Here is a 24,130-nt window from a genome sequence, read left to right on the forward strand (position 1 = left end):
CTTTGCCCGATGCCGGCCGTCGTGATGTGTGTTGTCATTGGGAAACCGATTGCAGTGTGCTGATGGACGCCGCGCTGGCGGATGGGATGTACGGCAGCCGCGCGACATCCTCGCCAAGCTGCGGGACGCGCGAGCGGATCTCACGGACTTCGATGTCGATGGTCATGGGGGGCGGCACGAGCGTCACCGATGCTTTCGGCCACGGCGCCGGATTCGGACTGACGGCGGTAAAGCGATAGGCCGCGGCGATCTCGAGCGCGAGCAGTTGCAGCTCGAGCATCGCAACCCCCATCCCGGCGCAAGCGCGCGGACCGGCGCCGAACGGGATGTAGGCGTCGGTGTTGTAGCGCCGCGTCATCAGGAAGCGGTCGGGATCCTCGAAATGCCTCGGATCGCGCTGCAATTGCCAGGGGCAGAGCAACAGCGAGGTGCCGACCTTGAGGTCGCGCCCGCCGATCGTCACCGGCTGCATCACCTCGCGCGAGAACCACCAGGCGCTGGGATAGAGCCGGCAGACCTCCTTGACCAGGGTCGCGCTGACATCCGCACGCCTGACGGCATCGACGCGCAATTCGCCGTCGTCACCGATGCAATCGGCGGCCTCGTCCGCGATCTCGTCCATCAGCGCGGGATCCGCCGCCATGTGATAGAGCACCCAGGCGGCGGTTGATCCGGTGGTGTGGTGGCCGGCCAGCAGCAGCGTGAGAATTTCGTCGTGCAGGTCGCGATCGCTGAGGCCGAGCGCTTCGAGATCGCGCAGCGCGCTGGTCGAGCCGGCGCTGCTGCGCAGCCGCTGCACCACGGTCGACATCGCAAGCTTGGCGCAAATCCGGTTCTGCCGCCTGCGATACCAGGACACTGGTCCAAGCGGCAGCACGCGGAACATCTCGTCGGCCAGGTCATCCTCGATGGTGCCGACCGCCTGCACCAGGGCCTCCTCGTCGCCGGACGAGATGACCTGGGCGCCGAACACGGCGATGCAGATCGTGCGCAGCGCCAGCGTCGCCGTGAAGCGATGCGGATCGAACGCACCGAGCCGCGCCAGCCTTGCGCCGACCGCGCGGATCTCGGCGCACATCTGCGGCAGGTATTTTTCGACGCTGCCCTTGGCCATGTGCTTGTGCAGCACCGCACGCCGCCGCTTGTGCTCGTCACCATGCAGCATCAGCGAGCTCTGGCCGAGCACCGGCGAAAGCTTCTTGATCAGCCGGCCCTTGCCGACGTCGGTTTCCGGCGCCTTCAGGATCGGGCGGATCAGATCAGGATCATTCACCAGCAAGACCGGCGCGGGCCCGAGATGGAGCGGCACCAGCCCGAGCGGCGACGCGTTGCCGCGCTCAAGCAGGAATTTGAGCGGGTCGCTCCGAAACGCTCGAACGTCCGAGAACATGTGTGGCATCGTGGATCTCCAATTGCCGTCCAAGGTCGAGGAATTTGGTCAGGCCGGGATTGCCGGCGATATCGAGCGGAATCTCGCCGGCGAGCGCCGTCAGCGGGCGGCCGTAGCGGTCGTTGCCGATCACCTGCGGCGGACCGTAACGGTGGGTGCGGATGCCCATCCGCGCGAGGAAGCGCTCATAGGTGAGGTCGGCCATCGCCACCAGCGCCGCGGCGCCGCGCAACTCGGCGAAGCGAAACATCAGCGCATAGTTGGCGCGCGCGGCCGATGCGGTTGCCGCCCCCGGCAGCACGCCGAAGCGGCTGATTTCCCAGGCGTCACGGCGGCTCGGAAAGCGGCGCTGCGCCAGCTGAGGGAAGACCGACTTGGTGAGATAGGGATAGTCGGTGCGGATGGCGCGGAAGCCGCCGATCAGCTCCGAACCGAGAAACAGCAGGCAGTGTTCGGTATACCAGACGTCGAACTGGTCGCGCTCGACGTCGCCGGTCGTGGTCAGAAGCCAGCCGCAATGATCGACGAACAGCCGCTTGCGCAGCCTCAGCATCGCCTGAACATGTGCCGGATAGCGCTCTTCGGTGGTGACGAGCGCGTGGTATTCCCCCCAAAGCTGCGACATTCCCTCCGCCTCCAGATGTCGTCGGCATCTGGGACAAAAAGGCTTAATTGTGGTACCCCCGGAAACCGGGGGTTTTAGTCAATGATCCTGGAAGAAGCGATTTCGAGTATCGAGGCGTCGGGCACGATCGACGAGCTTCGACTGTCGCTGCACCGGGTCGTCCAGAACTACGGCTTCTCCGGCTTCGCCTTCATCGATGCGGGCCGGCCCGAGCTCGACCTGCCCTACCATACCGGCACCTATCCACCGGCCTGGGAGCGCGCCTACATCCAGAACGACTTCGTTCATTGCGATCCGGCATTGACGCGGGTGCGACGAACCAACACGCCGTTTCACTGGGGCGAGTTGAAGCTGCCGGAGCGGCAAGGGCGCAAGCGCCCGCCGGCGCTGAAGATGATGGAGGCCGCGCGGGATCACGGATTCCGCCAGGGCTTCGTCGTGCCCTTCCACTATCGCGACCGGCTCGGCGCCGTGCATTCGAGCTCGACGGTGTTCTTCTGGGAGGACGAGCCGCGCGACTTCGACAAGCTGTTCGTCTGCCATCGGCATGAACTGCATCTCTTGATGATCTACTGGGTGCAGCGGGCGATGGACATCGTCAACCGCGACCAGCGCAACGCGCCGACCATCCTGAAGCCCGCCGACGCCGCCGAAACCATCAAGCTCACGGGGCGGGAGAAGGAAGTGATCGCTTGGGCGGCGCGCGGCAAGACCGTGGCCGACACAGCGCAGATCCTCGGTATTTCTCCGGAGACGGTGGAAGGCTTCATCAAGCAGGCGCTGCGCAAGCTCGAGGCATCCAACAAGACGCACGGGGTGGCGAAGAGCATCGCGCTCGGGATCATCGACTTGTGAGCCGTGCCGCGCAGCGATGCGGCGCGCTCGCGGCTGCTGCGATCCGCACGGCGCCGCCCCGTTCGGCGGTAGCGCCGCGGTGTGTGGCGAGGTCACACATCCGGGTTGGATTCATCGCAGCCGTCGCCTCCAGATTGCATTCGCGCACGGTCTTGATAAGAAGATCAGGGCCGGATGACCCCAACGCGGGCATCTCGGACCACGGGTGCGCATCGCAGAGCCTGCCCGGCGCGGCGGAATCCGTGGGTCGATCCGGCTGATCCGTAAAAGTCCCGTCGCGACGAACCATGGTTCCATTTGCTACCAATCATTGTCGCGGACATGCTGTCGACGGACGTAGCTGGAGATCGCCGAAGCGCACCATGAGCACATCGCAGGACGACCGGATCGATCAACTGGTGCAGGCGCGCTGGCGCGCAATCGGACTGTCCCAGGCCGATCTCGCCGAGATCCTGTGCTCGGGCGCCTCCTTACAAAAGAACAGCGTGGACGGCACGGTGAAGGTCGATACCGGCCGCCTGGCGACCGTCGCCGAGATGCTCGGGATCGCCGCCGACATGCTCAATCGCCGGCCTGCCACGACAGCGCCGACACAGACCGGCCAGGCGGCAGAATCGCTGCAATCCCTGCTCGAACTGCGCATGCTGCGGGTGTTCCGCGACGTGCAGGACCCCGACACCAAGCGGATCCTGATCGAGCTCGCCGAGCAGATCGTCAAGCGCCAGACCACGCCGCCGGAGAGCGGCTAGACTCGATCCGGAAAGTGCGGGGGAGTTCCGGAAGGGGGCCTTCGCGCATGGTCGCGATGCGTCCATCCCCATTGATGGAATGGCGGAATCCGTGTCTCTGACAGGGGCCGGGGAAATCCATACCGGCCCGGCGCAGCCTGCCGGGCGGGCCGCGGCGTCGCGAACCCGGGCCTCATCGCATGTCTGCCTCCGATTCCACCGCAACGCCCGCGTCCGGCTCCTGGATCGCCAACCAGCCATATCTGCTGCTGTGCATCACCGCGATGTGCTGGGCCGGCAATGCGATCGTCGGCCGGCTCGCCGCCGGCCACATTCCGCCGGTGACGCTGTCGTTCCTGCGCTGGTCGGCGGCATTCCTGATCATCCTGCCGTTTGCCTGGAAGCACCTGGTCCGCGACTGGCCCGCGATCCGCAGGAATCTCGGCATCATGGTGCTGATGTCGGTCACCGGCATCGGCGCCTTCAACACGCTGCAATACTGGGCGCTCGAGTACACCCAAGCGCTCAACACGCTGCTGTTGCAATCGGCAGCGCCGCTGATCGTTGCGTTGTGGTCGCTGATCCTCCTCGGCACGCGGCTGACGCTGGCGCAGCTCTGCGGCGTCCTGCTGTCGCTGTGCGGAGTGCTGGTCATCCTGCTGCATGGCGACCTCACGACGCTGTCGAAGATCGACTTCAACAAGGGCGACCTGATCTTCATCGTCGCACTGGTGATCTTCGCGCTGTATTCGGTGCTGACGCTGAAGCGGCCGAAGATCCACGGCCTCTCGGTCGCGGCCTTCACCTTCGGCTGCGGCGCGCTGTTGCTGGTCCCGTTCCTGATCTGGGAACTCGGCGCGCGTCCGGTGATGCAGCTCACGGCCAACAACCTGTTGTCGCTGTTCTATGTCGCGGTGTTCCCCTCGACGGTGGCCTATCTGTGCTTCAACCGCGGTGTGCAGCTGATCGGCGCCAACCGCGCCGCACCGTTCTTCCACATGGTTCCGGTGTTCGGCACCGTCATGTCGATCGTGTTCATCGGCGAGCATCCGCAAGCCTTCCATTTCATCGGCTTCGCCCTGGTGCTGGCCGGCGTCTTCGTGGCTTCGCGGAAGCAGTCGGCGGCCTGATCCCGCGGCCCGAGGCGCGGTGACTATCGGCGGCAAATCCGCTATCTGTTGAAATCTGCTTCGCGGACAGGTCCCAAACGCATGGCGCGCGCCAGCAATCTCGTGATCGGCACCCTGACGCTGGCCCTGATCGCCGGCTCGCTCGGCGGCTGGCTGGGCTATCAGCGCTATGCCGGCATCAAGCGGATGGTGCCGTTCCGCGTCATCTTCGAGGGCTCGGCCTCCGGCCTGCGTCGCGGCGCCAGCGTCAATTTCGCTGGCGTGCGGATCGGTGAAGTGGTCACGATCCGGCTCGACCGGCACCGCGTGGTGGCGATGACGCGGATCGAGGGCAACGCCCCGATCAAGAAGGACACCCAGGCCGGCCTCGAATTCCAGGGCCTGACCGGGATCGCCTCGATCTCCTTCACCGGCGGCACCGACGATGCGCCGCCGCCTGTGGTCGGCACTGACGGCATTCCCGAGCTGACGGCCGACGCCGAAGGCACGATGGGCATCCAGGAGAAGCTGCGCGTCGCGCTGCGCAATGTCGACCGCGTCATCACCGAGAACGAGGCCGACATCAAGGACTCGCTGCTCGGGCTCGAGAACTTCACCAACTCGCTGTCGGGCAATGGCGAGCTGATCGCCGGCTTCATCGACGCCGCCGACGACGGCATCAGCACGGTCGACGCCAAGCTCGCCTCGGCCGACAAGTTCCTGAAGAGCTTCGGCAGCGACAAATATGGCGGCGAGCTGCTGCCGACCGTGATCTCGCTGCGCGAGCTGATCCAGAGCTTCGACAAGAAGTCCGGCACGATGATCGCCGAAACCCGCAAGACGCTCGGCGACGTCAGCCAGTCCGTCAACGCGTTCAACGAGAAAATTGCCGGGCGCGGCGGCAGGCGCTAACGTCGGGCTCCAACCAAGAACCAAGAACAACGGAAACGCCCAACGTGCACGACCGGACCGCAGCGCCCTCCCCGCCTCCCGCAACCGTCAACCGCGCGACGAGCGCCGTGCCCCGGCATTTGCGCCGCTATCTCACGCTCGACGATTTCGAGCCGCGGGCGCGGCAGCTGTTGCCGAAATTCCTCTACGGCTACATCTCCGGCGGCGCCGAGACCGACGCGGCACGCACCGACAATCGCCGGGCCTTCGACGAATACGGCTTCGTGCCGCGGGTGCTGAAGGACGTCTCCGGCCGCGACCAGACCACGACGCTGTTCGGCAAGACCTACGCCTCGCCGTTCGGGATTCCGCCGATGGGCTCGTCCGCGCTGTGCGCCTATCGCGGCGACATCGTGCTGGCGCGCGCCGCGGCCGCCGCCAACGTCCCGATGATCCTCTCGGCCTCTTCGCTGATTACGCTTGAGGACGTCCGCACCGCCAATCAGCAGGCCTGGTACCAGGCCTATCTCGCCGGTCTCCCCGAACGCATCGAGCCGCTGGTCGATCGCGTCGCGGCGGCCGGCTACGACACCTTCGTCGTCACCGCCGACGTGCCGGTGCCGCCCAACCGCGAGAACAACATCCGCAACGGCTTCCAGGTGCCGCTCGAGATCACGCCGCGGGTGTTCTGGGACACCATCACCCATCCGGACTGGCTGCTGAACACCTGGGCGCGCACCGTGTTCAATCACGGCATGCCGCATTTCGAGAACATGGACGCCAAGCAGGGCCCGCCGGTGCTGTCGAAGAACTTGATGCGCAACATCGGCAGCCGCGACCAGCTCGCCTGGAAGCATGTCGAGCTGATCCGCAAGCGCTGGCCCGGCAAGCTGGTGGTCAAGGGGCTGATCGCGCCGGAAGACGCGCGGCTGGCGCGCGAGCACGGCTGCGACGGCGTGATGGTGTCCAACCATGGCGGCCGCCAGCTCGATTACACCGTCTCCGCGCTGCGCACGCTGCCGGAGATCGCCGCGCAGAAGGGCAGCATGACCGTGATGATGGACGGCGGCATCCGCCGCGGCACCGACGTCATCAAGGCGCTGGCGCTCGGCGCGGACTTCGTCTGGATCGGCCGTCCGTTCCTCTATGGCGCCGTGGTCGCGGGCGAAGCCGGCGTGTCGCGCGCGATCTCGCTGCTGCACGCCGAGATCGACCGCGACCTCGCGCTGCTCGGCATCCGCAGCCTGAAGGAGATCACGCCGGACCTAGTGCGGAAATTCTAAAGCGCGATGAGTTTTGGTCGAAGGGTTGGCGCGGACTCGGTTCACCGCCGACGCGCTGGGCCAAAATATCGAAAACAACCCCATGCAAAGGAGCTGGCGGCTGCCGCCGTCCGACACGGCAGCTTGACACGTCGGGCAACTCAGGGATACATTTCGAATATTCCGAAATAGTGCAATCGCCCGTCGCGCCCTGCCCGCAAGCGGGAGAGGTGAAACCTTCAGGCATAGCGCGCCGCGCCCATGCAGAGCGCAGTGATCGCGAGTAGCCCGGCCGCGATGCGCTGCGCCACCGCCAGCCGGGACCGCGCGGCCGACGGATCGGCCGCGCTATTGCGCAACTGCCTGACAGCGCCGCCGCCGACGATGATCTGCACGGCGATCGCGGCAAGGGCTGCGATCGCGCCGCCGGCCAGGATCTGCTCCGACAGCGCAAACGAGCCTTCATGGACCAGGCGCCACAGCGTGGCGCCGGTCACGATCGCAACCGTCGCCGCGCCGATTTGCGGGCCCAGCAGCCTTTCGCCACCAAGGCCACCGGTCCGTGCCAAAGTGAAGCTGGAGCCGGCCCAAAACACCGATGACAGGACGTGAAGCGACAAGGCTATGATGAGGACGGTCTGCATGACGTTGCTCCAAATCGGCATTGGAAATTAGATATACATAATGTATAGTCAATCTGACGAAAGCAAGGCAAACCGATGCCGCCGCGCAGCTATGTGAGCCCGGCGCGCAGCGCCGCCGCCGCCGAGACCCGCGAGCGCGTGATCGAGGCCGCCTCGCGCACGCTGCGCGAAGGCGAGAGCATCGCGCGCTTCTCGCTGGATACGGTGGCGAAGGCCGCGGGCGTGACGCGGCTGACGGTCTACAACCAGTTCGGCTCGCGGCGCGGGCTGCTCGAGGCCGTGTTCGACGAGATCGCACGCCACGGCGGCCTGCATCAGCTCGCCGACGCCATGACGATGGCCGATCCGCGCGCTGCGCTCGACCGCATGGTCGAGATCTTCTGCGGCTTCTGGAGCCGCGATACCGCGGTCGGGCGCCTGCACGACGCGATGGCGACCGATCCCGAATTCGCCGAAGCGGTGCGCGAGCGCAACGAGCGCCGCCGCCGCGGCGTCACCGGATTGATCGACCGCATCGCGGGCAACGGTGCGTCACCGCAGGCCCGCAAGGACGCCGTCGACCTGATCTTCGCGCTGACGAGCTATCCGACCTTCGCCTCGCTGAGCGCCGCCGGGCGGTCGCGGGATGAGGTCTGCCGGGTGGTGCAGACGGCCTGCCACGCGGCGCTTGCGCCGCTCTCTAATCCGTCATCCTGAGGCGCTCGCGAAGCGAGCCTCGAAGGATGAATCGGCCCCAGTCGGGCCGTCGACCCTTCGAGACGCGCTTCGCGCTCCTCAGGGTGACGGATAACGTCTTAGGCAAGCGGCTCAGTCACCCCACCTTGAACTTGCTGTAAGCCTCGCGCGTCGCGATGATGACGTGCGCCTCGCAGCCGTTGCGGCGGTGCGGGTCGCAGCGGGTCTCGTAGTCGGCCGACGTCATCATATCGAGGAAGGCGGCGACAGTCGGGTAATACACCAGCGCGAGATAGTCCCAGCGCTGGCCGGCCGGCTCTCCCAGCGCGATCGTCTCGGCGCTGCCGGTCCACAGCAGCGTGCCGCCGCGTGCCTTGATCATGGGGACGGTGAGCGCGCTATAGCGCAGGTAGGCATCCCAGCCCGAGCCGTCGCCGTCGAGCGACCGCTGGCGAAACCGCATCAGATTGACCATCACGACCGGAGCCTCCTGGTCCAGTTCGCTCAGGCCTTTGACGTTCAAGAGATCGACACCCATCCACTAGCTCCCGCCCAAGGTCGCATCAGTCCGGGCCGGGTCGGTCCGGCCGCTAACATTATGTCACATCGCGGGACTACCCTGAAATGCTGGCAGGCCGTAAGCTCGCTACCCGATCTCGGAGGTCAATGCCGTGATGACCCTTCCCGAACTTGCGGCCGACGCGCTCGGCAAATTCCTCGGCGAATACATGCAGCGCCGGTTCGGCTCCTCGCAGACCCAGCTGGTGGAGATGGTGCCCTCGATCGCGCGGATCGCGATCGAATGCATCGGCAACAGCGACGCGCTCTATCACAATGTCGAGCACACCATGCTGGTGACGCTCGCCGGCCACGCCATCCTGCGCGGCCGCGCGCTGCACTCGCATATGAGCGCCGAGGATTATGCGCATGTCATCATCGCCTGCCTCACCCACGACATCGGCTATGTACGCGGGCTGTTCGATGCCGACGACCATAACGGCTATCTGGTCGCTGCCGATGGCCGCAAGGTGATCCTGCCGCGCGGCTCGTCGGATGCGGCGCTGATGTCCTATCACGTCGACCGCTCGAAGATCTTCGTGATGGAGCGGCTCAAGGGCGTCGCGCTGCTCGACAAGGAGCGCATCGCGCGCGCCATCGAGGGCACACGCTTTCCGCAGAGCGCGCCGGACGGGAATGAGGAGTTCGGAGAGGAGGCCATCCTGCTGCGGGCCGCCGATTTGATCGGCCAGCTCGGCGATCCGCATTACATCCGCAAGGCCAACGCGCTGTACATCGAATTCGAGGAGGCCGGACTGAACCGTCAGCTCGGCTACGATTCGCCGGCCGATCTCGTCGACCTCTATCCGCGCTTCTACTGGGACAGCGTCGCGCCGCATGTGCAGAAGGCAATCCGCCACCTCAACATCACCTCCAGCGGGCGGCAGTGGATCGCCAATCTCTACAGCAACGTGTTTCGCGCCGAGCGCGACATCTCGCTGTCGGGACCGCAGAAATAGACGGAATTTCCCGGACCACGCGCAAGCACTCAACCCGTCATCCTGAGGAGCGCGGCACGCGCGTCTCGAAGGATCGACGGCCACCAGCCGGGCCGTGCACCCTTCGAGGCTCGCTCCGCTCGCACCTCAGGATGACGGGATTCACACTTGGCGGCCGACCATAGCGAAGGTGCGCGCCGCCGCCGCGCATGGCTCCAATCCGCACTTTCGTCTTGTGGCGGCGGTGGATTCGGGCACAACATCCACCAGATAATGACCGCTTTGCCCGCACCTGCTACAACCCCGCGCCGCTCCCCGCTGCACTGGCTCAACAACCAGCCCTATCTGCTGCTCAGCCTGACGTCGCTGTTCTGGGCAGCCAATATCGTGCTGGCGCGGCATGTCGGCAGTCATGTGCCGCCGGTCACACTGACCACGATCCGCTGGTTCGGCGTGTTCCTGATCCTGTTGCCATTCGCCTGGCCGCATCTGAAAGAGGACTGGCCGAAGCTGCGCAGGGCGCTGCCGCTGATGCTGCTGCTCTCCGCGGTCGGCTTCGCGTTCAACAACGCGATCTCCTACTGGGCGATGCAATATACCGAGGCGCTGAACGCACTGTTGATCCAGTCGGCCGGGCCGCTGTTCGTGGCACTGTGGTCGCTGCTCCTGTTCGGCGTCCGGCTGACGCCGGCGCAGCTTGCCGGCATCGCGATCTCGCTGGCCGGCGTGCTGACCATCATCCTGCGCGGCGACTTCTCGGCGCTCGCCAGCATCAGCTTCAACCGCGGAGACATCATGTTCGGCGCCTCGCTGGTGTCGTTCGGGCTCTATTCGGCGCTGATCCCGCGGCGGCCGAAAATCCATCAGCTCTCGCTGATCTCGTTCACCACCTGCTGTGGTGCGCTGATGCTGCTGCCGGTGGCTATATGGGAATTCGCCAATGGCGTGACGCTGAAGCTCGACGTTCTGACGTTTGCCACGCTGGGCTACACGCTGATCTTCCCGTCCACGCTCGCCTATCTGTTCTTCAACCGCGGCGTCGCATTGATCGGCCCGAACCGCGCGGCGCCGTTCTTCCATCTGGTGCCGGTGTTCGGCTCGGCGATGGCGATCCTGCTGCTCGGTGAGACGCTCGCGCCGTTCCATCTGATCGGTTACGCGCTGGTGCTCGCCGGCGTCATCATCGCTTCGCGGCAAGGATCAGTCAAAGGATCAGTCAAAGGATCGGCGAAGCCTTAGCTGACGCCGCGGATATGGCTAGCCTACCTTGCGCAGGCCGGCGGATTTGCGTGGTGAATGTGGCTTTGTTGCCGCCAGCGTGTCCGTGATGAAGTCGATGAACCGCCTCACCTTGGCCGGCACGTGGTTGCGCGAGGCGTAGTAGACGTAGAGCGGAAAACGCTCGTCGGGCCAGTCCGGAAACAGTTCGATCAGCGCGCCGCTCTTCAGGTGATCGTCGAGCCCGATATCGATCACCTGCGCAATCCCGAAGCCGGCCAAGCAAGCGCCGAGCTTGGTCCCTGAATCGGTCACGGTGAGCCGCCCGTTGACCGCGACCGGCACGACCTCGCCGCCGCGCCAAAACTCCCAATCGAACGGACGCCCGGTTGCCGCGTCGATTGCATGGATGCACTGATGCTCGCGGCTCGCCAGCTCCCGCGGATCGAGCGGCCGGCCGTGTCGTTCGAGATAGATCGGCGAGGCCACGGTGAGCACGCGCGCATCGAGCACGCGGCGGGCAATCAGCGCCGACGGCGCCGGCTCGCCGAAACGCACCGCCAGATCGAACCCGTCGCTGACCAGGTCCGCGATCCGGTCGCGGGTCTCGATACGCAGCTCCATGCCCGGATTCTGCAGCAGGAACTCGCTCAGCTTCGGCGACAGCACCATGCGGGAGAACAGCGGGTCGACATTGACCCGCAGCCTGCCGCGGACCGCATCACGCGATTTCGAGGTCTCCGCCGCCGCCTCGCCGATCCCGGCAAGATGCGCGGCAACCCGCTCGACCAGCGCGCGTCCTTCCTCGGTGAGCTCGACGGCGCGGCTCGTGCGGTGAACCAGCCTGGCATCGAGGCGTGCCTCGAGCTTGGCGATCGCCTTGCTGACCCCGGATTGCGTCATGCCGAGCCGTTCGGCGGCGCGGCCAAAACTGCGCGCATCCGCCAGCGCCGCGAGGACCACCAGGCCGCCAACCAGCCGACCGTCAACTTCGTCCATGCCGATGCCTCTCGGTCATCCAAGAGATGACCGCCCAGTCGTAGCACTCCGCCACCATATCGGCCACTGTCGGCGCAGATCACCGGTTCGATCCGGTGAGGCCACCACCACATCATCGCCCAAGGAGATATTGCAATGAGCGACATCCAGGCCATCGCATCCGCGATCGATGGATATTTCGACCTGATGTATGACGTCGACGATAGCCGATTCCGTGACGTCTTCGCCGATGCCTCCATCGTGCACGGCATCCGGGACGGCAAGCACACGGTGCGGTCGGCCGCGGAATTCCGCGACTTCATCCGCAGCCGTCCGTCGCCGGCATCGATGAAATCGCCGCGCGAGGAGGCCATCATCAGCATCGACCAGACCGCGCCCGATCTGGCCATCGCCAAGGTGCGCGTCAGGAACGGCCAGACCGGGTTCATCGACCATCTCGTGTTTCATCGGATCGACGGCAGGTGGCTCATCACCACCAAGGCCTTTCACGTCGCGCAGGTCTTCCCGGCGGGATCTTAACGTTCCGCCGGCGCGCCGGAGGAGTTCGTCGGCGGCTCAAAACGCGAATGCCCGGGCCAAGGCCCGGGCATCGTGATGATGTCGATTGATCGCGCCGGTCTTACGCCGCACGGACCTTCTGCAGGAACTCGTCGACCGCGTTGCGCAGCATGCCGGACTGGGTGTCGAGCTCGCGTGCATTCGACAGCACGTCACCCGCTGCGGAGCCGGTGGCGGCGGCTGCGGTGGTGACGCCGCCGATATGGGCGGAGATCTCGCTCGAGCCGGCCGCGACTTGCTGGATGTTGCGCGCGATTTCGCGCGTCGCATCGCCCTGCTGGTCGATCGCGGTCGAGATCGACGCCGTGATCTCGCTCATCTGCGCGATGGTCGCGGTGATGCCGCCGATCGAGGTCACCGCCTCGCCGGTGGAGGCCTGCATCGCGGCGACCTGCGCCGAGATCTCCTCGGTCGCCTTCGCGGTCTGGTTGGCCAGCGCCTTCACCTCGGAGGCGACCACCGCGAAGCCGCGACCGGATTCGCCGGCGCGCGCCGCCTCGATGGTGGCGTTGAGCGCGAGCAGGTTGGTCTGCGCCGCGATCGAGTGGATCAGCTTGACCACCTCGCCGATCTTCTCGGCGCCGGTGGACAGCGCCTGCACGGTCGCGTTGGTGCGCTCGGCATCGGCGACCGCCTTGCTTGCGACCTCGCTGGAGCGCGCCACCTGGCGGGAGATTTCCGCAACCGAGCTGGAGAGCTCCTCGGCAGCCGCGGCGACGGTGCCGACATTGTTGGAGGCGCTGTCGGACGCAGCGCCGACGGTCGCGGCCCGCGCGCTGGCGTCGCTGGCGGTTGCGGTCATCGACTGTGCGGTGGTCTGCATGCCGGCTGCGGCGGAAGCCACCGTGCGGACGATGCCGTTCACGCTGCGCTCGAAATCACTCGCGATATTCTCCATCGCGTTGCGACGATCGGTTGCGGCGCGCGCCTGCGTCTCGGCCTCGGCCTGCTCGAGGCCGCGGATGCGGATCGCATTGTCCTTGAATATCTGAACGGTCGCCGCCATCCCGCCGACCTCATCGCCGCGGCCGACGCCCGGGATGTCGCCGTCGAGCTTGCCGTCTGCGATGTCGCGCATGCGGCTGCCGAGCAGATTGAGCGGGCGGGAGATGCTGCGGCCGATCAGCCAGGCGACCGAACTCGAGACGAGGCCGATGCCGATGATCGCGAGCCCAAGCAACCAGGCAATGGGGCGCATCTTGGCGTCGATATCGTCGAGATAGGCGCCGGTGCCGAGATACATGTCGAAGCCGGGGACCGCGACGGCGTAGCCGAGCTTCCGGATCGGCGTCTCCTGGCCCGGCTTCACATATTCATAGAACAGCAGGATATCGCCCTTGGACTTTACGCCGTCCATCAGTTCCTGCGACAGCTTGCGGCCATTGGTCACGACGTCCATGCGGTTGGTTCCGACCTGCTTCGGATCGGGCGCCAGGATGGTGATGCCGTTATAGTCGGTGCCGAACAGATAGCCGGCGCCGTTGTCGTAGGTCATGGCGTTGGCGCGCTTGCCGAACTCGGCCAGCGCAGCCTCCTTGGTCATCTTGCCGGCATCGACGTCCTTCTTCAGGCCTGCCGCCATGTTCTTCGCCATCTCGACGATGGCCTTGGCCTGGTCGATGCGAGCATTTGTCATCTCACGCTGCATCAAATGACCGGCGAGAATGCCGGCCGTGCACAGACCAAGGAGGGTCACCCCCACCAGAATGCCGAGCTTGGGGGTGATCTTCAGATTTGACAGCTTCACGGGGATCTCCAGAAGAGGCGGGGAACGCGACGCGATTGGCGGATTGATTCCGCTCACCGTAATGTGAGACCCTTTACCTGATGGTTACGGTGGTTCCCCGTAGTAGCCCGGAGAATCGGGCCGCGGACCAACCGGCAATTGTGGAGAGGACCACCGAGCTCGCGTACAAGTAGGCGCAAGCGACGAAGCAAGCCGCGCTCGGAGAAGCAAGAAGATCAAGAAGCAAATCCAGCAAGAAGCAACAATCAAGAACAGAAGACCTCACATCGGGAGCAGACAATGTCGAAATTCAGGGTGGTGACGCCGAAGGGCGCAAGCTTCACGGTCGCCGGCGGCGGCTACGATTATGAGCGCGAGGCGCTCGATCCGATCGGCGCCGAGATCGTCGAGGCGCCGGCCAACGAAGCCGAGTTCATCGCCGCTGCAAAGACCGCGGACGCGATCTACGCCAAGGGCATGCCGATCACCAAAGCGGTCATCGACGCGCTCGAGAACTGCAAGGTGATCACGCTCGGCAGCGTCGGCGTCGACTCCGTCGACGTGAAGGCCGCGACCGCCCGCGGCATCCCGGTCACCAACATCCCCGACACCTTCATCGAGGAGGTTGCCGACCACGCCATGATGCTGCTGCTCGCAGGCTTCCGCCGCCTGATCGAGCAGGACAAGATGGTGCGCAGCGGCCGCTGGGCCGAGGGCCGCCCGGCCCTCTTGAAGATTCCGCGCCTGATGGGCCAGACACTCGGCTTCATCTCGTTCGGCCGCGTCGCCCGCGCGGTAGCGAAGCGCGCCACGCCGTTCGGCCTTCGGATGATGGCCTACGATCCCTTCATCCAGGAAACGCTGATGTACGATCACGGCGTGATCCCCTCGACCTTGTCGGAGGTGCTGTCGCAGTCGGATTTCGTCTCGATGCACGCTCCGGCACGGCCCGAAGTGCATCACATGCTGACCGAGAAGCATTTTCGCCAGATGAAAAAGTCGGCGATCTTCATCAACACCGGCCGCGGCGCCACCGTCGACGAGGAGTCGCTGATCAAGGCGCTGCAGGAGGGCTGGATCGCCCACGCCGCGCTCGACGTGCTGGAAAAGGAGCCGCCGTCGCACAACAATCCGATGCTCGGGATGGACAATGTTACCTTGACCGCCCACGTCGCCTCGGCATCGGCACGTTTTGACGAGGCGCGCAAGCGCCGGGTGGGCTACGAATTGTCACTAGTGCTGCAAGGCATGTGGCCGGTAAGCTGCGTCAACCCGTCGGTGCTGCAAAACACCGCGCTGCGCCGCTGGCAGCCCGTCAGCATGGATCGCGGTCCGAACAGCTGAGCCGGGAATGTGCTTCTCGCGTGGAGGCCCGCCCGATGCGGGCCTTTCGCGCGGCGGCGTGCCGAGACCACAAGATGCTTCACCGACGGCCAACGCCGGGAAGCAACAATAACAACGAAACAATACAACAACGAAACAATAAGAACGGGAGTGCGAACGACATGAAGTACGAGATCACGCGTCGCGACGCGCTGGCGCTGGGGGCATCCGCGGCGGCGCTGGCGGTCACCGGCGCCTCGGCGCAGGAGGCGTCGAAGGTCAAGGCTGCCGACGTGGCGGCGCCGTCACTGCCGATCGAGAAGGGCGCGACCCTGCGCATGCTGCGGCCGGTGCGCTTCGTGCAGGCCGACGAAGACGTGTTCCGCGCCAATGCCAAGCGCTTCACCGACAAGACCGGCGTCGAGGTCAAGGTCGACTTCGTCGGCTGGGAAGATATCAATCAGCAGACCGCGGTGACCTCGAACTCCGGCGCCGGCCCGGACATCATCATCGGCTTCGGCGACGCACCGCACATCTATATCGACAAGCTGATCGAATTGACCGACGTCGCCGATTATCTCGACAAGCGCTACGGCGGATGGCTCACGCTGGCAAAGCGCTACGGCATGCGCTCGAAGTCGAAGAGCTGGGTCGGCCTGCCGTTCGGCGCCTCCGGCGGCCCGCTGGTCTACCGCAAGTCGCTGGTCAATGCGGCCGGCTTCGACAAGGTGCCGGAGGACCACGCCGGCATTCTCGAGCTCTGCAAGAAATTGAAGGCGGCGGGCAAGCCGGCGGGCTTCGCGCTCGGCAACGCCGTCGGCGACGGCAACGGCTTCGCCAACTGGCTGTTGTGGTCGCACAATGCCGCGCTGCTGGATGAGGAAGGCAACATCATCATCAACAGCAAGGAGACGATCGCCGCGCTGAAATATCTGAAGGAGCTCTATCCGACCTTCATCGCCGGCACGCCGTCCTGGAACGACGTCTCCAACAATCGCGCCTACTCGTCGCAGGAAATCGGCCTGACCGCCAACGGCGTCTCGCTGTACTTCTCGCTGAAGAACGATCCCGCCACCAGAGCGGTCGCCGACGACACCGAGCATCAGTTCCTGCCCAAGGGACTGGCATCTACCTCGCCGATGTCGGGCCTGACCCTGAACGCGATGGCGTTCAAGCACAGCCCGTATCCCAATGCGGCGAAAGCGTTCCTGCAGTTCATGCTGGAGAAGGAGCAGTACGAGCCGTGGCTCAACGCCAACTCCGGCTACTGGTCGCAGCCGCTCGCGGCCTACGCCGACGCTGCGGTGTGGTCGGGCGATCCCAAGGTCTCGATCTTCAAGGAGACGATGAAGAGCGCCTATTACAACGGCTACAAGGGACCGATCTCGACCGCGACCGGCGCCGTCACCGCCGACTACGTGCTGGTGCAGATGTGCGCCTCGGTTGCGACCGATGCGGCAACGCCCGAGGCCGCCGCCGCGGAAGCCGAGCAGCGCGCCAAGCGGTACTTCCGCCGGCAGAACCGGTGACGACGGTCATTGAACTGCGAAACCTAAATCAACCGTCATTGCGAGCGAAGCGAAGCAATCCATAACGTCCCAGAGGAGAGATGGATTGCTTCGTCGCTTCGCTCCTCGCAATGACGACAAGACGAGCATTCAATGTCCGTAACCACCCTTCCTTCACGCGGCGCGACGCTTCGCCAGCCCGGCTGGCTCGCGCGTCTGTTCGACTACAAGCCGTTCCTGATCGTGATGTGCCTGGCGCCCGCGATCGGCCTGCTGCTGGTATTCCTCACCTATCCGCTCGGCCTCGGCATCTGGCTCGCCTTCACCGACACCACGATCGGCCAGCGCGGCATCTATATCGGGCTGGAGAACTTCCAGTACCTGCTCAAGGATCCCCTGTGGTGGAACGCGGTGTTCTACTCGATCTTCTACACCGCGGTCGCGACCTTCGGGAAGTTCGCGCTCGGCTTCTGGCTGGCGCTGTTGCTCAACAACCATTTCCCGTTCAAGAGCCTGATCCGCGCCATCGTGCTGTTGCCGTGGATCGTACCGACGGTGCTCTCAGCGCTGGCCTTCTGGTGGATCTACGATCCGCAGTTCTCGATCATCTCCTATCTGCTGGTCGACGTGCTGCATCTGCGCGACAGCAATGTCGACTTCCTCGGCTCGCCCTGGCCGGCGCGGTTCTCGCTGATCGCGGCCAATATCTGGCGCGGCATCCCGTTCGTCGCGATCTCGCTGCTGGCGGGCTTGCAAACCATCTCGCCCTCGCTCTATGAGGCGGCGATGCTCGACGGCGCCACCTCCTGGCAGCGCTTCCGCTACATCACCTTCCCGATGATGATGCCGATCCTGGCGATCGTGATGACGTTCTCGATCATCTTCACCTTCACCGATTTCCAGCTGGTCTACGCCATCACCCGCGGCGGCCCGGTCAACTCGACCCATCTGCTTGCGACCTTGGCGTTCCAGCGCGGCATCGCCGGCGGCGAGCTCGGCGAGGGCGCGGCGATCGCGGTCTCGATGATCCCGTTCCTGGTGTTCGCGACGTTGTTCAGCTACTTCGGCCTCGCCCGCCGCAAATGGCAGCAGGGAGAAGCCAATGACTGACGTTGCAGCCCAATCCAACGTCGCGAGCGCCGCGCCCGACACGATGGCGTGGGACAGCCGTGCCCGGCGCGTGGTGATGATCTATCTGCCGCTCGCCTGCTTCATCCTGATCCTGCTGTTCCCGTTCTACTGGATGGCGATCACCTCGTTCAAACCGAACGCGGAGCTCTTGAACTACAAGGAGCACAATCCGTTCTGGATCACCTCGCCGACGCTCGCGCACGTCAAGCATCTCCTGTTCGACACCTCGTATCCGCGCTGGCTGAAGACCACCATGCTGGTCGCGATCGGCTCGACCTTCCTGTCGCTGTTCGCCTCGACGCTCGCCGCCTACGCGATCGAGCGGCTGCGCTTCCGCGGCAGCCCCTATGTCGGGCTCGGCATCTACCTCGCCTATCTGGTGCCGCCGTCGATCCTGTTCATTCCGCTCGCCACCGTGATCGTGCAGTTCGGCCTGTTCGATTCACCGCTGGCGCTGATCCTGGTCTATCCAACCTTCCTGGTGCCGTTCTGCACCTGGCTCTTGATCGGCTATTTCAAGTCGATCCCCTACGAGCTCGAGGAATGCGCGCTGGTCGATGGCGCGACGCGGCTGCAGATCCTGTGGCGGATCACGCTGCCGCTCGCGGTGCCCGGCCTGATCTCGGCCGGCATCTTCTCCTTCACGCTGTCCTGGAACGAGTTCATCTACGCGCTCGCCTTCATCCAGAGCGGCGCCAACAAGACGGTGCCGGTCGCGATCCTGACCGAGCTCGTCACCGGCGACGTCTACCAATGGGGTGCGCTGATGGCGGGCTCCCTGCTCGGTTCGCTGCCGGTCGCGCTGTTCTACTCGCTATTCGTCGACTACTACGTGTCGTCGCTGACCGGTGCGGTGAAAGAGTAGCTGGGCGGATTACGCTCTATCTCCGTCATCCTGAGGCGCGAGCAGAGCGAGCCTCGAAGGATGCACGGCCCACAGTTGGGCCGTCGCCCTTCGAGACGGCTGCTTCGCAGCCTCCTCAGGGTGACGGTGATAAAGACTTACCGCGGCACGAACGCCACCGGCACGGAAAAACCCATCGAACCCTGCGTGAGCTCCGCCGGGAAAGCCGGAAACGGCTGGGCCTGGCGCACCATCGCCAGCGCTCGCGCGTCGAAGGTCGGATTGCCGGAGGAGCCGCCGAGATGGCTCGACAGCACCTGCCCGCCACGACCGAGCGTGAACACCAGGCGCACCACGCCGCGCTGGCCGTTGCCGCCGGCCGGATAGGAATGGAAACGCAGCAGATGCGCGCGAACTCGCGCGTTATAGGCCGCGATCGCCGACGCCGCGGCGCCAGCGCTGATCGCGGACGCTGCCGGTGCCTGGCGCTCGGCCCGGCTCGGCGCGCTGGTGCGCGGCGCCGGTGTCGCCTCCGACGGCTTCTTCGCTTCCCGACGAACCACCTTCGGCCTGACCGGTTCAGACTTCTGCTCGGGAACGACCTTCGCCGGCTCGGGCTTCGGCGGCGGAACCTGCTGCTTCTGCTCCGGCGGCGCTGCGACCTCGGGCTTCTCCTGCAGCGGCGTCGGCGCGATCTCCTGTTGCACGGGCTGCGCGGCGGCAGGCTCCGGCGGCGACGCATCGGCCTCCTGCATCGCCGGGCCCGGCGGCAACTCGGCCTCCGAAACCTCCGGCGCCGAGGTGATCGGCGTCAGGTCGACCAGCACCGCCGGCACCGCGACCCCAGGCGGCGGCGTCGAGACCCAGATCATGCCGAGCGCGAGCAGCGCCGCGTGCGCCGCCAGGATCGCGGCTGCCGAGAGGCCCCAGCGCCGGAGCCGGATATCGTCGCCCGCATCATGAAGCGCATAGGCGTTCATGGATCAGCTGCGCCCGTCGAGCCCGACCAGCGCGATCTTGAGATAGCCGGCATTGCGCAACAGGTTCATCACCTCCATCAGGTCGCCATAGCTGACCGCCTTGTCGGCACGCAGGAAGATGCGCTCGTCCTTCTTGCGCTGCGTGGCGCCGTCAAGCGTCGCGGTCAGCGCATTGCGCGCGATCACGTCCTCGCCGACCGCGACTGACAGATCCGGTTTCACGGTGACGAACACCGGCTTGTCCGGCCGCGGCTGCGGCTCGGCGGTCGAGGCCGGCAGATCGACGCCGAGATCGACGGTTGCGAGCGGTGCCGCCACCATGAAGATGATGAGCAGCACCAGCATCACGTCGATAAACGGCGTGACGTTGATCTCATGCGCCTCGGCCAGGTCGTCGCCGCCCCGACGCCGGCCACCGAACGCACCGCTTGTGCCGAGCTTCGCGCCCATCCCCTACTCCGCGGCGCGCGCCAGCCGGAACAGGCTGCGATCGCCCTCGCGGCTGACCAAGAGCATCACCAAGACGGAGGCGTCGCCGAGCAGCGCCCGGTAGGCCGCAATCGAGCGGGTCAGGTGATTGTAGATCACGACGGCGGGGATCGCGGCGACGAGGCCGAGCGCGGTTGCGAGCAGCGCCTCGGCAATTCCCGGCGCGACCACGGCGAGATTGGTGGTGTGCGCCTCGGAGATGCCGATGAAGGCATTCATGATGCCCCACACCGTGCCGAACAGGCCGACGAACGGCGCGGTGGCGCCGATGGTCGCAAGCACGCCGGTGCCGCGTGCGATCTGCCGCGACATCGCCGCCTCGACGCGCTCCAGCCGCAGCGCGATGCGCTCCTTGAAGCCGTCGTTGAAGATTCCACCTGAGAGTTCGGCCTCGCGCGACGCCGACTGCACGATCTGCGCCACCGCATCGCTGCCGTCGCGGCTGGCCTGCTCGACCTCGGCCAGTTGCGTATCGCGCTCGAGCAGGCCGATGCGCTGTCGCGCAAGCATCGTCTTGCGGCGAAGCTCGATGGTCTTGGCGAGCCAGATGGTCCAGGTGACCAGCGAAGCGAAGGCCAGCCCGATCATGACAGCCTTCACGACGATGTCGGCGCTCGCAAACATGCCCCAGGGCGAGAGGTTGCGCGGCAGCAGCGCGGCGTCGGATGCGGCAAGTGCGGCGCCGGGCAGCAAGCCGAGCGCGGCAGACGCCGTCATCCAGATGCTTCGCCCAAGCCAGCGCTGCGACATGATCGCCTCCCGTCCTTCCTGGTCTCAGCCCGCCTTCGGCGCGAGGCGGTCCGCCAGTGCGTGGAAGTGCGCCAGCTGATCGCCACGCAGCGCGCGCGTCGCGTCGCGGCCGACGAACACCTTGAACATGATGCCGCCGTCGCGATTGATGAAGGCGATGAAGGCCGACACCTTGCCCATGAAGGGCCGCTCGACGAAAGCGATCGCCGCGCAGCGCTCGTGCCTGAGGTGGCCGTGCAGGCCCTTCGGCTGCATCAGGTTGAAATAGCCGCGGCCGACCTCGCCTTTTGGAATGGCGCCGGTGAACTCGAAGATCGCGTCATCGGTGTGGACGATCAGCGTCACCTCGCCCCACTCCGCAATGTCCTGCATCGCGGCCGCGAATTCGCCGGCACCGATCCGCACCATGCTCTCCGGCAACGCCTCGAGCACCGCGCGCGGCGTCACCTTGCGCTCGCGCGCGACGTCCTCGATGACAGCGCCGGGATTGTCGGCCATGTAGGCCTTCAATTCGGCAGGCTCCGCATTCGGCATGGCCGCCTCCGTCACGCCGGGCTCTTCGCGCGCTCGGTGATCAGCACCTCAAAGCCTTCGAACTTGGGATGGCCGAGGTAGAGGCTGCCGCCGGTCTCGTTGCCGGCGCGGGAATGGGCGCGGCGGAACGCATCCGACTTGGTCCAGTCCTCGAACGCCGTCTTGCTGGCCCACACGGTGTGGGTCGCATAGAGGGTGTGATCCTCGGCCTCGGGGCCCTTCACGAGGTGAAACTCGATGAATCCGGACAGATCGCCGAGATAGGATTCGCGGGTCTTCCAGACCGTCTCGAACGCCTGCTCCTTGCCCTTGATCACCTGAAACCGGTTCATTGCGATGAACATGAAAGCCTTCTCCTGCTTGTCGGCGGACGCCCTGATCCTGCCGGTTGATCTCGTTGATATCATGAATGCGCCAAAGCCGCGCTGGGGCACCAGCGCGGCCGGAGCAACCTGGATGGAATGATCGGCTCGCCGCGTTACGCTCCACCAAAGTGAATCTTCAGGCCGGCCTTGTAGACGGTGCCGGGACCGGGGCTTGAGAACAGCACGTCGTTCTGCGTCGTGCCGTCGGTCGAGGAGCCTGGGATCGCGTAGGGCCGGTAGTATTGGTTCAGGAGGTTGTCGACCGACGCCGTGAAGGTGATGTCCTTGGTGGCGTTCCAGGTCAGGTAGAGATTGACCAGCTCGTGGCCGGTCGACGGCAGATAGCCCGCTGGCAGGTCGTTGTTGGCGCCGAACGAGGACCATTGCGCCGCAATGATCAACGAATGGTCGAGCAGGCGCACGCCGCCCGTCGTCGTCACCTTGCGCGGCGTGATGGTGGCGAGCCCGACATTGGTCTCGGTGTTCCGGCCGCGCATCAGATGGCCGGCGACGCCGACGAACCAGTCGCCCGCGTCATACATCGTCTCGAGCTCAAAGCCTTCGATGCGGGCATGGGCGATGTTCTGGTACTGGTAGAACTGGCTGAAGCGTCCGAACGGCGTCGTGGTCGGGGTCGATGCGACGAGATCGATGTAGCCGTCGACGTCGTTGTGGAACACGTTGATCTTGCCGCGGAACGAGTCGTTCGCGGTGAAGATGCCGTCATACCTGAGATTGATGCCGGCTTCCTTGTTCTTGCCGACCTCGGGCCGCAGCGCCGCGTTGGGCAGGAAGCAGAACAGGCCGCTGGTGCCGTCGGGGCAGTTGAACAGCGCCGGCCCGCCGCCGGTGGCGTGGCCGCCCGCAATCAGCGTCTCGGTGATCGAGGGCGCGCGATAGCCTTCGGCATAGCTCGCATAGGGCGTGAAGCCGGCCACCGGCGTGACGCCGAGCGTGATCTTCGGCGACAGCCGGTCGCCGCTGGTCGTGGTGTTGATCGAGTTGAGCTCGTAGCGGTCGTAGCGCACGGCGCTGACGAGCTCGAGCCAGGTCGAATAGTTCTGCTTCAGCTGCACGAAGCCGCCGGACACCGTGCGCTGGCCGCTCGGCGTCGTGATGTTGGAGTTGCCGCGGGAATCGAAGGTCTCGACATCGTCGCGGAAGGCGTCGAAGCCGTAGGTCACCGCATTCCGCCAATCGCCGAAATTGAAGCGCGAGGTGTTGTTGACGTCGAGCCCGACGGTGTCGAGCGAATAGCCGCGCCTGTCGCCGACGCAGCCGGAGATGTTGTTGCCGGGATTGGCGAGCGAGCAGACGCCGCCGCCTGACGTGATGCGGTTGTTGTAGGTTTTGACCTGGTCGTTGTCGGTGCGGTTGCCGTAGACCGAGATATTCCAGTCGAACAGCATGTCGTCGGGCTTGGAATATCGCCAGCTCAGCGTGCCCGTGTAGTTCTTCGCGTCGGAGGCGTAGACCGAGGAGCCCGCGATCGCCGCCAGCGGCGCCGCCGTCGTGGTCGGCCCACGGTTCATTTGGCCGATATTGTACTGGTAGTCCTGGAAGACGCCGCCGATCTTGAACTCGTGGCCTTCGGCCGGGCGGATCGTCACCTTCATCAGGCCGGCCGCGATATCGTTGCCGGTGTTGCCGATCTCGGTGCCCGCCCCGTCCTTGTAATTGCTCTGGGTGCGGTAGACCGCGCCGCCGAACACATCGACATTCGGATCGGCGCGCACGCCGCCGAACACCGAGCCCATGCCGCGGTCCTTGTTGCTACCGTAGGAGCCCGACATGTCGACGCCCCAGCGTTCGCCGGGACGCACCACGTCGTCGATGTCCTTGGTGCGGAACGAGACCACGCCGCCGATCGCGCCGGAGCCGTAGATGTTCGCGGTCGGGCCGCGCACCACGTCGACGCCTCCGATCAATTCGGGATCGAGGAAGAACGAGCCGTTGGCATTGTGTCCGGTGCGCTGATAGTTCTGCCGCGCGCCGTCGACCACGACCGCGACGCGGCCGAAGTCCTGCAG

The 24,130-nt window shown here is 65.6% G+C and carries 26 protein-coding genes; 14 read left to right on the forward strand and 12 right to left on the reverse strand.

Annotation, left to right across the window (positions count from 1 at the left end):
- Positions 1-34 precede the first annotated feature (34 nt).
- Positions 35-1,399 (reverse strand): cytochrome P450, encoded by a 1,365-nt coding sequence (locus QMZ05_RS27130; RefSeq protein ID WP_353703541.1) that lies wholly within the window; start codon positions 1,397-1,399, stop codon positions 35-37.
- A complete protein-coding gene (locus QMZ05_RS27135; protein ID WP_353703542.1) occupies positions 1,338-2,015 on the reverse strand; it encodes an acyl-homoserine-lactone synthase in 678 nt (225 codons plus the stop codon). The genes QMZ05_RS27130 and QMZ05_RS27135 overlap by 62 nt, the downstream gene beginning before the upstream one ends.
- Before the next feature lie 81 nt (positions 2,016-2,096).
- Between QMZ05_RS27135 and QMZ05_RS27140 the strand changes: the two genes are divergently transcribed.
- From QMZ05_RS27140 to QMZ05_RS27160, 5 genes are all read left to right on the forward strand, one after another.
- Positions 2,097-2,870, forward strand: a complete 774-nt coding sequence (locus tag QMZ05_RS27140) for a LuxR family transcriptional regulator (RefSeq protein ID WP_353703543.1) — start codon at positions 2,097-2,099, stop codon at positions 2,868-2,870.
- 362 nt (positions 2,871-3,232) lie between these two features.
- On the forward strand, positions 3,233-3,619 hold the full coding sequence (locus tag QMZ05_RS27145) for a hypothetical protein (protein ID WP_353703544.1): 387 nt from the start codon (positions 3,233-3,235) through the stop codon (positions 3,617-3,619).
- A 179-nt stretch (positions 3,620-3,798) separates the two neighbouring features.
- A complete protein-coding gene (locus QMZ05_RS27150; RefSeq protein WP_353703545.1) occupies positions 3,799-4,728 on the forward strand; it encodes a DMT family transporter in 930 nt (309 codons plus the stop codon).
- Positions 4,729-4,809: 81 nt separating this feature from the next.
- Positions 4,810-5,619 carry an MlaD family protein gene (locus QMZ05_RS27155; protein ID WP_353703546.1) on the forward strand — a complete coding sequence of 270 codons (810 nt, stop codon included), beginning with the start codon at positions 4,810-4,812 and terminating at the stop codon, positions 5,617-5,619.
- A gap of 107 nt (positions 5,620-5,726) precedes the next feature.
- On the forward strand, positions 5,727-6,881 hold the full coding sequence (locus QMZ05_RS27160) for an alpha-hydroxy acid oxidase (RefSeq protein WP_353703547.1): 1,155 nt from the start codon (positions 5,727-5,729) through the stop codon (positions 6,879-6,881).
- Positions 6,882-7,099: 218 nt separating this feature from the next.
- Here QMZ05_RS27160 and QMZ05_RS27165 read toward each other — a convergent pair whose 3' ends face one another.
- On the reverse strand, positions 7,100-7,504 hold the full coding sequence (locus QMZ05_RS27165) for a hypothetical protein (protein ID WP_353703548.1): 405 nt from the start codon (positions 7,502-7,504) through the stop codon (positions 7,100-7,102).
- Between the two features lie 75 nt (positions 7,505-7,579).
- On the opposite strand from QMZ05_RS27165, the gene QMZ05_RS27170 reads away from it, so the two are divergent.
- Positions 7,580-8,200 carry a TetR/AcrR family transcriptional regulator gene (locus QMZ05_RS27170; protein WP_353703549.1) on the forward strand — a complete coding sequence of 207 codons (621 nt, stop codon included), beginning with the start codon at positions 7,580-7,582 and terminating at the stop codon, positions 8,198-8,200.
- Positions 8,201-8,315: 115 nt separating this feature from the next.
- Here QMZ05_RS27170 and QMZ05_RS27175 read toward each other — a convergent pair whose 3' ends face one another.
- Entirely contained in the window at positions 8,316-8,717 is a 402-nt protein-coding gene (locus QMZ05_RS27175; RefSeq protein WP_353703550.1) for a DUF1330 domain-containing protein, read from the reverse strand.
- A 133-nt stretch (positions 8,718-8,850) separates the two neighbouring features.
- On the opposite strand from QMZ05_RS27175, the gene QMZ05_RS27180 reads away from it, so the two are divergent.
- Positions 8,851-9,696: a metal-dependent phosphohydrolase gene (locus QMZ05_RS27180; RefSeq protein ID WP_353703551.1), complete on the forward strand. Its 846-nt coding sequence runs from the start codon at positions 8,851-8,853 to the stop codon at positions 9,694-9,696.
- Between the two features lie 252 nt (positions 9,697-9,948).
- Complete coding sequence (locus tag QMZ05_RS27185; protein ID WP_353703552.1) at positions 9,949-10,914, forward strand: DMT family transporter; 966 nt, start codon at positions 9,949-9,951, stop codon at positions 10,912-10,914.
- An 18-nt stretch (positions 10,915-10,932) separates the two neighbouring features.
- Here the strand turns inward: QMZ05_RS27185 and QMZ05_RS27190 are convergent, their stop codons facing one another.
- On the reverse strand, positions 10,933-11,892 hold the full coding sequence (locus QMZ05_RS27190) for a LysR family transcriptional regulator (protein WP_353703553.1): 960 nt from the start codon (positions 11,890-11,892) through the stop codon (positions 10,933-10,935).
- A 135-nt stretch (positions 11,893-12,027) separates the two neighbouring features.
- On the opposite strand from QMZ05_RS27190, the gene QMZ05_RS27195 reads away from it, so the two are divergent.
- Complete coding sequence (locus QMZ05_RS27195; protein WP_353703554.1) at positions 12,028-12,411, forward strand: nuclear transport factor 2 family protein; 384 nt, start codon at positions 12,028-12,030, stop codon at positions 12,409-12,411.
- A 100-nt stretch (positions 12,412-12,511) separates the two neighbouring features.
- Here QMZ05_RS27195 and QMZ05_RS27200 read toward each other — a convergent pair whose 3' ends face one another.
- Positions 12,512-14,197, reverse strand: coding sequence for a methyl-accepting chemotaxis protein (locus tag QMZ05_RS27200; protein ID WP_353703555.1), 1,686 nt, complete (start codon positions 14,195-14,197; stop codon positions 12,512-12,514).
- A gap of 279 nt (positions 14,198-14,476) precedes the next feature.
- Between QMZ05_RS27200 and QMZ05_RS27205 the strand changes: the two genes are divergently transcribed.
- The 4 genes from QMZ05_RS27205 to QMZ05_RS27220 all read left to right on the forward strand — a co-directional run bounded on the left by QMZ05_RS27205 (position 14,477) and on the right by QMZ05_RS27220 (position 19,003).
- Positions 14,477-15,520 carry a C-terminal binding protein gene (locus tag QMZ05_RS27205; protein ID WP_353703556.1) on the forward strand — a complete coding sequence of 348 codons (1,044 nt, stop codon included), beginning with the start codon at positions 14,477-14,479 and terminating at the stop codon, positions 15,518-15,520.
- Positions 15,521-15,681: 161 nt separating this feature from the next.
- Positions 15,682-17,028, forward strand: a complete 1,347-nt coding sequence (locus QMZ05_RS27210) for an extracellular solute-binding protein (protein ID WP_353703557.1) — start codon at positions 15,682-15,684, stop codon at positions 17,026-17,028.
- 132 nt (positions 17,029-17,160) lie between these two features.
- Positions 17,161-18,117 (forward strand): sugar ABC transporter permease, encoded by a 957-nt coding sequence (locus QMZ05_RS27215; protein WP_146993032.1) that lies wholly within the window; start codon positions 17,161-17,163, stop codon positions 18,115-18,117.
- Positions 18,110-19,003, forward strand: a complete 894-nt coding sequence (locus QMZ05_RS27220) for a carbohydrate ABC transporter permease (RefSeq protein ID WP_050423246.1) — start codon at positions 18,110-18,112, stop codon at positions 19,001-19,003. Before QMZ05_RS27215 ends, QMZ05_RS27220 begins: the two co-directional genes overlap by 8 nt.
- A 137-nt stretch (positions 19,004-19,140) precedes the next feature.
- Here the strand turns inward: QMZ05_RS27220 and QMZ05_RS27225 are convergent, their stop codons facing one another.
- From QMZ05_RS27225 to QMZ05_RS27245, 5 genes are read right to left on the reverse strand one after another with little or no spacing between them, the layout of a single operon-like run.
- Positions 19,141-19,962 (reverse strand): energy transducer TonB, encoded by an 822-nt coding sequence (locus QMZ05_RS27225; RefSeq protein ID WP_353703558.1) that lies wholly within the window; start codon positions 19,960-19,962, stop codon positions 19,141-19,143.
- Positions 19,963-19,965: 3 nt separating this feature from the next.
- Positions 19,966-20,412, reverse strand: coding sequence for a TonB system transport protein ExbD (gene exbD / locus QMZ05_RS27230; RefSeq protein ID WP_353703559.1), 447 nt, complete (start codon positions 20,410-20,412; stop codon positions 19,966-19,968).
- Between the two features lie 3 nt (positions 20,413-20,415).
- Positions 20,416-21,168, reverse strand: a complete 753-nt coding sequence (exbB, locus tag QMZ05_RS27235) for a tonB-system energizer ExbB (RefSeq protein ID WP_353703564.1) — start codon at positions 21,166-21,168, stop codon at positions 20,416-20,418.
- A 57-nt stretch (positions 21,169-21,225) separates the two neighbouring features.
- Positions 21,226-21,735 carry a heme utilization cystosolic carrier protein HutX gene (gene hutX, locus QMZ05_RS27240; RefSeq protein WP_353703560.1) on the reverse strand — a complete coding sequence of 170 codons (510 nt, stop codon included), beginning with the start codon at positions 21,733-21,735 and terminating at the stop codon, positions 21,226-21,228.
- A gap of 11 nt (positions 21,736-21,746) precedes the next feature.
- The gene (locus QMZ05_RS27245) at positions 21,747-22,079 is read right to left on the reverse strand and encodes an antibiotic biosynthesis monooxygenase (protein WP_353703561.1); all 333 of its coding nucleotides are present in this window, start codon (positions 22,077-22,079) and stop codon (positions 21,747-21,749) included.
- On the opposite strand from QMZ05_RS27245, the gene QMZ05_RS27250 reads away from it, so the two are divergent.
- On the forward strand, positions 22,078-22,200 hold the full coding sequence (locus QMZ05_RS27250) for a hypothetical protein (protein WP_353703562.1): 123 nt from the start codon (positions 22,078-22,080) through the stop codon (positions 22,198-22,200). The genes QMZ05_RS27245 and QMZ05_RS27250 overlap by 2 nt on opposite strands.
- Before the next feature lie 13 nt (positions 22,201-22,213).
- Here the strand turns inward: QMZ05_RS27250 and QMZ05_RS27255 are convergent.
- The coding region (locus QMZ05_RS27255; protein WP_353703563.1) for a TonB-dependent hemoglobin/transferrin/lactoferrin family receptor at positions 22,214-24,130 on the reverse strand (1,917 nt) is incomplete at its 5' end.

This window comes from Bradyrhizobium sp. INPA03-11B (genome assembly GCF_040446015.1).
GTDB lineage: Bacteria > Pseudomonadota > Alphaproteobacteria > Rhizobiales > Xanthobacteraceae > Bradyrhizobium > Bradyrhizobium macuxiense_A.

Coding starts and splice junctions, on each gene's coding strand:
- hutX (WP_353703560.1), bottom strand. CDS start 21,735: ATGCCGAATGCGGAGCCTGCCGAATTGAAGGCCTACATGGCCGACAAT.
- QMZ05_RS27140 (WP_353703543.1), top strand. CDS start 2,097: ATGATCCTGGAAGAAGCGATTTCGAGTATCGAGGCGTCGGGCACGATC.
- QMZ05_RS27175 (WP_353703550.1), bottom strand. CDS start 8,717: ATGGGTGTCGATCTCTTGAACGTCAAAGGCCTGAGCGAACTGGACCAG.
- QMZ05_RS27185 (WP_353703552.1), top strand. CDS start 9,949: ATGACCGCTTTGCCCGCACCTGCTACAACCCCGCGCCGCTCCCCGCTG.
- QMZ05_RS27250 (WP_353703562.1), top strand. CDS start 22,078: ATGAAAGCCTTCTCCTGCTTGTCGGCGGACGCCCTGATCCTGCCGGTT.
- QMZ05_RS27195 (WP_353703554.1), top strand. CDS start 12,028: ATGAGCGACATCCAGGCCATCGCATCCGCGATCGATGGATATTTCGAC.
- QMZ05_RS27210 (WP_353703557.1), top strand. CDS start 15,682: ATGAAGTACGAGATCACGCGTCGCGACGCGCTGGCGCTGGGGGCATCC.
- QMZ05_RS27170 (WP_353703549.1), top strand. CDS start 7,580: ATGCCGCCGCGCAGCTATGTGAGCCCGGCGCGCAGCGCCGCCGCCGCC.
- QMZ05_RS27215 (WP_146993032.1), top strand. CDS start 17,161: ATGTCCGTAACCACCCTTCCTTCACGCGGCGCGACGCTTCGCCAGCCC.
- QMZ05_RS27135 (WP_353703542.1), bottom strand. CDS start 2,015: ATGTCGCAGCTTTGGGGGGAATACCACGCGCTCGTCACCACCGAAGAG.
- QMZ05_RS27220 (WP_050423246.1), top strand. CDS start 18,110: ATGACTGACGTTGCAGCCCAATCCAACGTCGCGAGCGCCGCGCCCGAC.
- QMZ05_RS27145 (WP_353703544.1), top strand. CDS start 3,233: ATGAGCACATCGCAGGACGACCGGATCGATCAACTGGTGCAGGCGCGC.
- QMZ05_RS27155 (WP_353703546.1), top strand. CDS start 4,810: ATGGCGCGCGCCAGCAATCTCGTGATCGGCACCCTGACGCTGGCCCTG.
- QMZ05_RS27245 (WP_353703561.1), bottom strand. CDS start 22,079: ATGTTCATCGCAATGAACCGGTTTCAGGTGATCAAGGGCAAGGAGCAG.
- QMZ05_RS27130 (WP_353703541.1), bottom strand. CDS start 1,399: ATGCCACACATGTTCTCGGACGTTCGAGCGTTTCGGAGCGACCCGCTC.
- QMZ05_RS27165 (WP_353703548.1), bottom strand. CDS start 7,504: ATGCAGACCGTCCTCATCATAGCCTTGTCGCTTCACGTCCTGTCATCG.
- QMZ05_RS27225 (WP_353703558.1), bottom strand. CDS start 19,962: ATGAACGCCTATGCGCTTCATGATGCGGGCGACGATATCCGGCTCCGG.
- exbD (WP_353703559.1), bottom strand. CDS start 20,412: ATGGGCGCGAAGCTCGGCACAAGCGGTGCGTTCGGTGGCCGGCGTCGG.
- QMZ05_RS27150 (WP_353703545.1), top strand. CDS start 3,799: ATGTCTGCCTCCGATTCCACCGCAACGCCCGCGTCCGGCTCCTGGATC.
- exbB (WP_353703564.1), bottom strand. CDS start 21,168: ATGACGGCGTCTGCCGCGCTCGGCTTGCTGCCCGGCGCCGCACTTGCC.
- QMZ05_RS27205 (WP_353703556.1), top strand. CDS start 14,477: ATGTCGAAATTCAGGGTGGTGACGCCGAAGGGCGCAAGCTTCACGGTC.
- QMZ05_RS27190 (WP_353703553.1), bottom strand. CDS start 11,892: ATGGACGAAGTTGACGGTCGGCTGGTTGGCGGCCTGGTGGTCCTCGCG.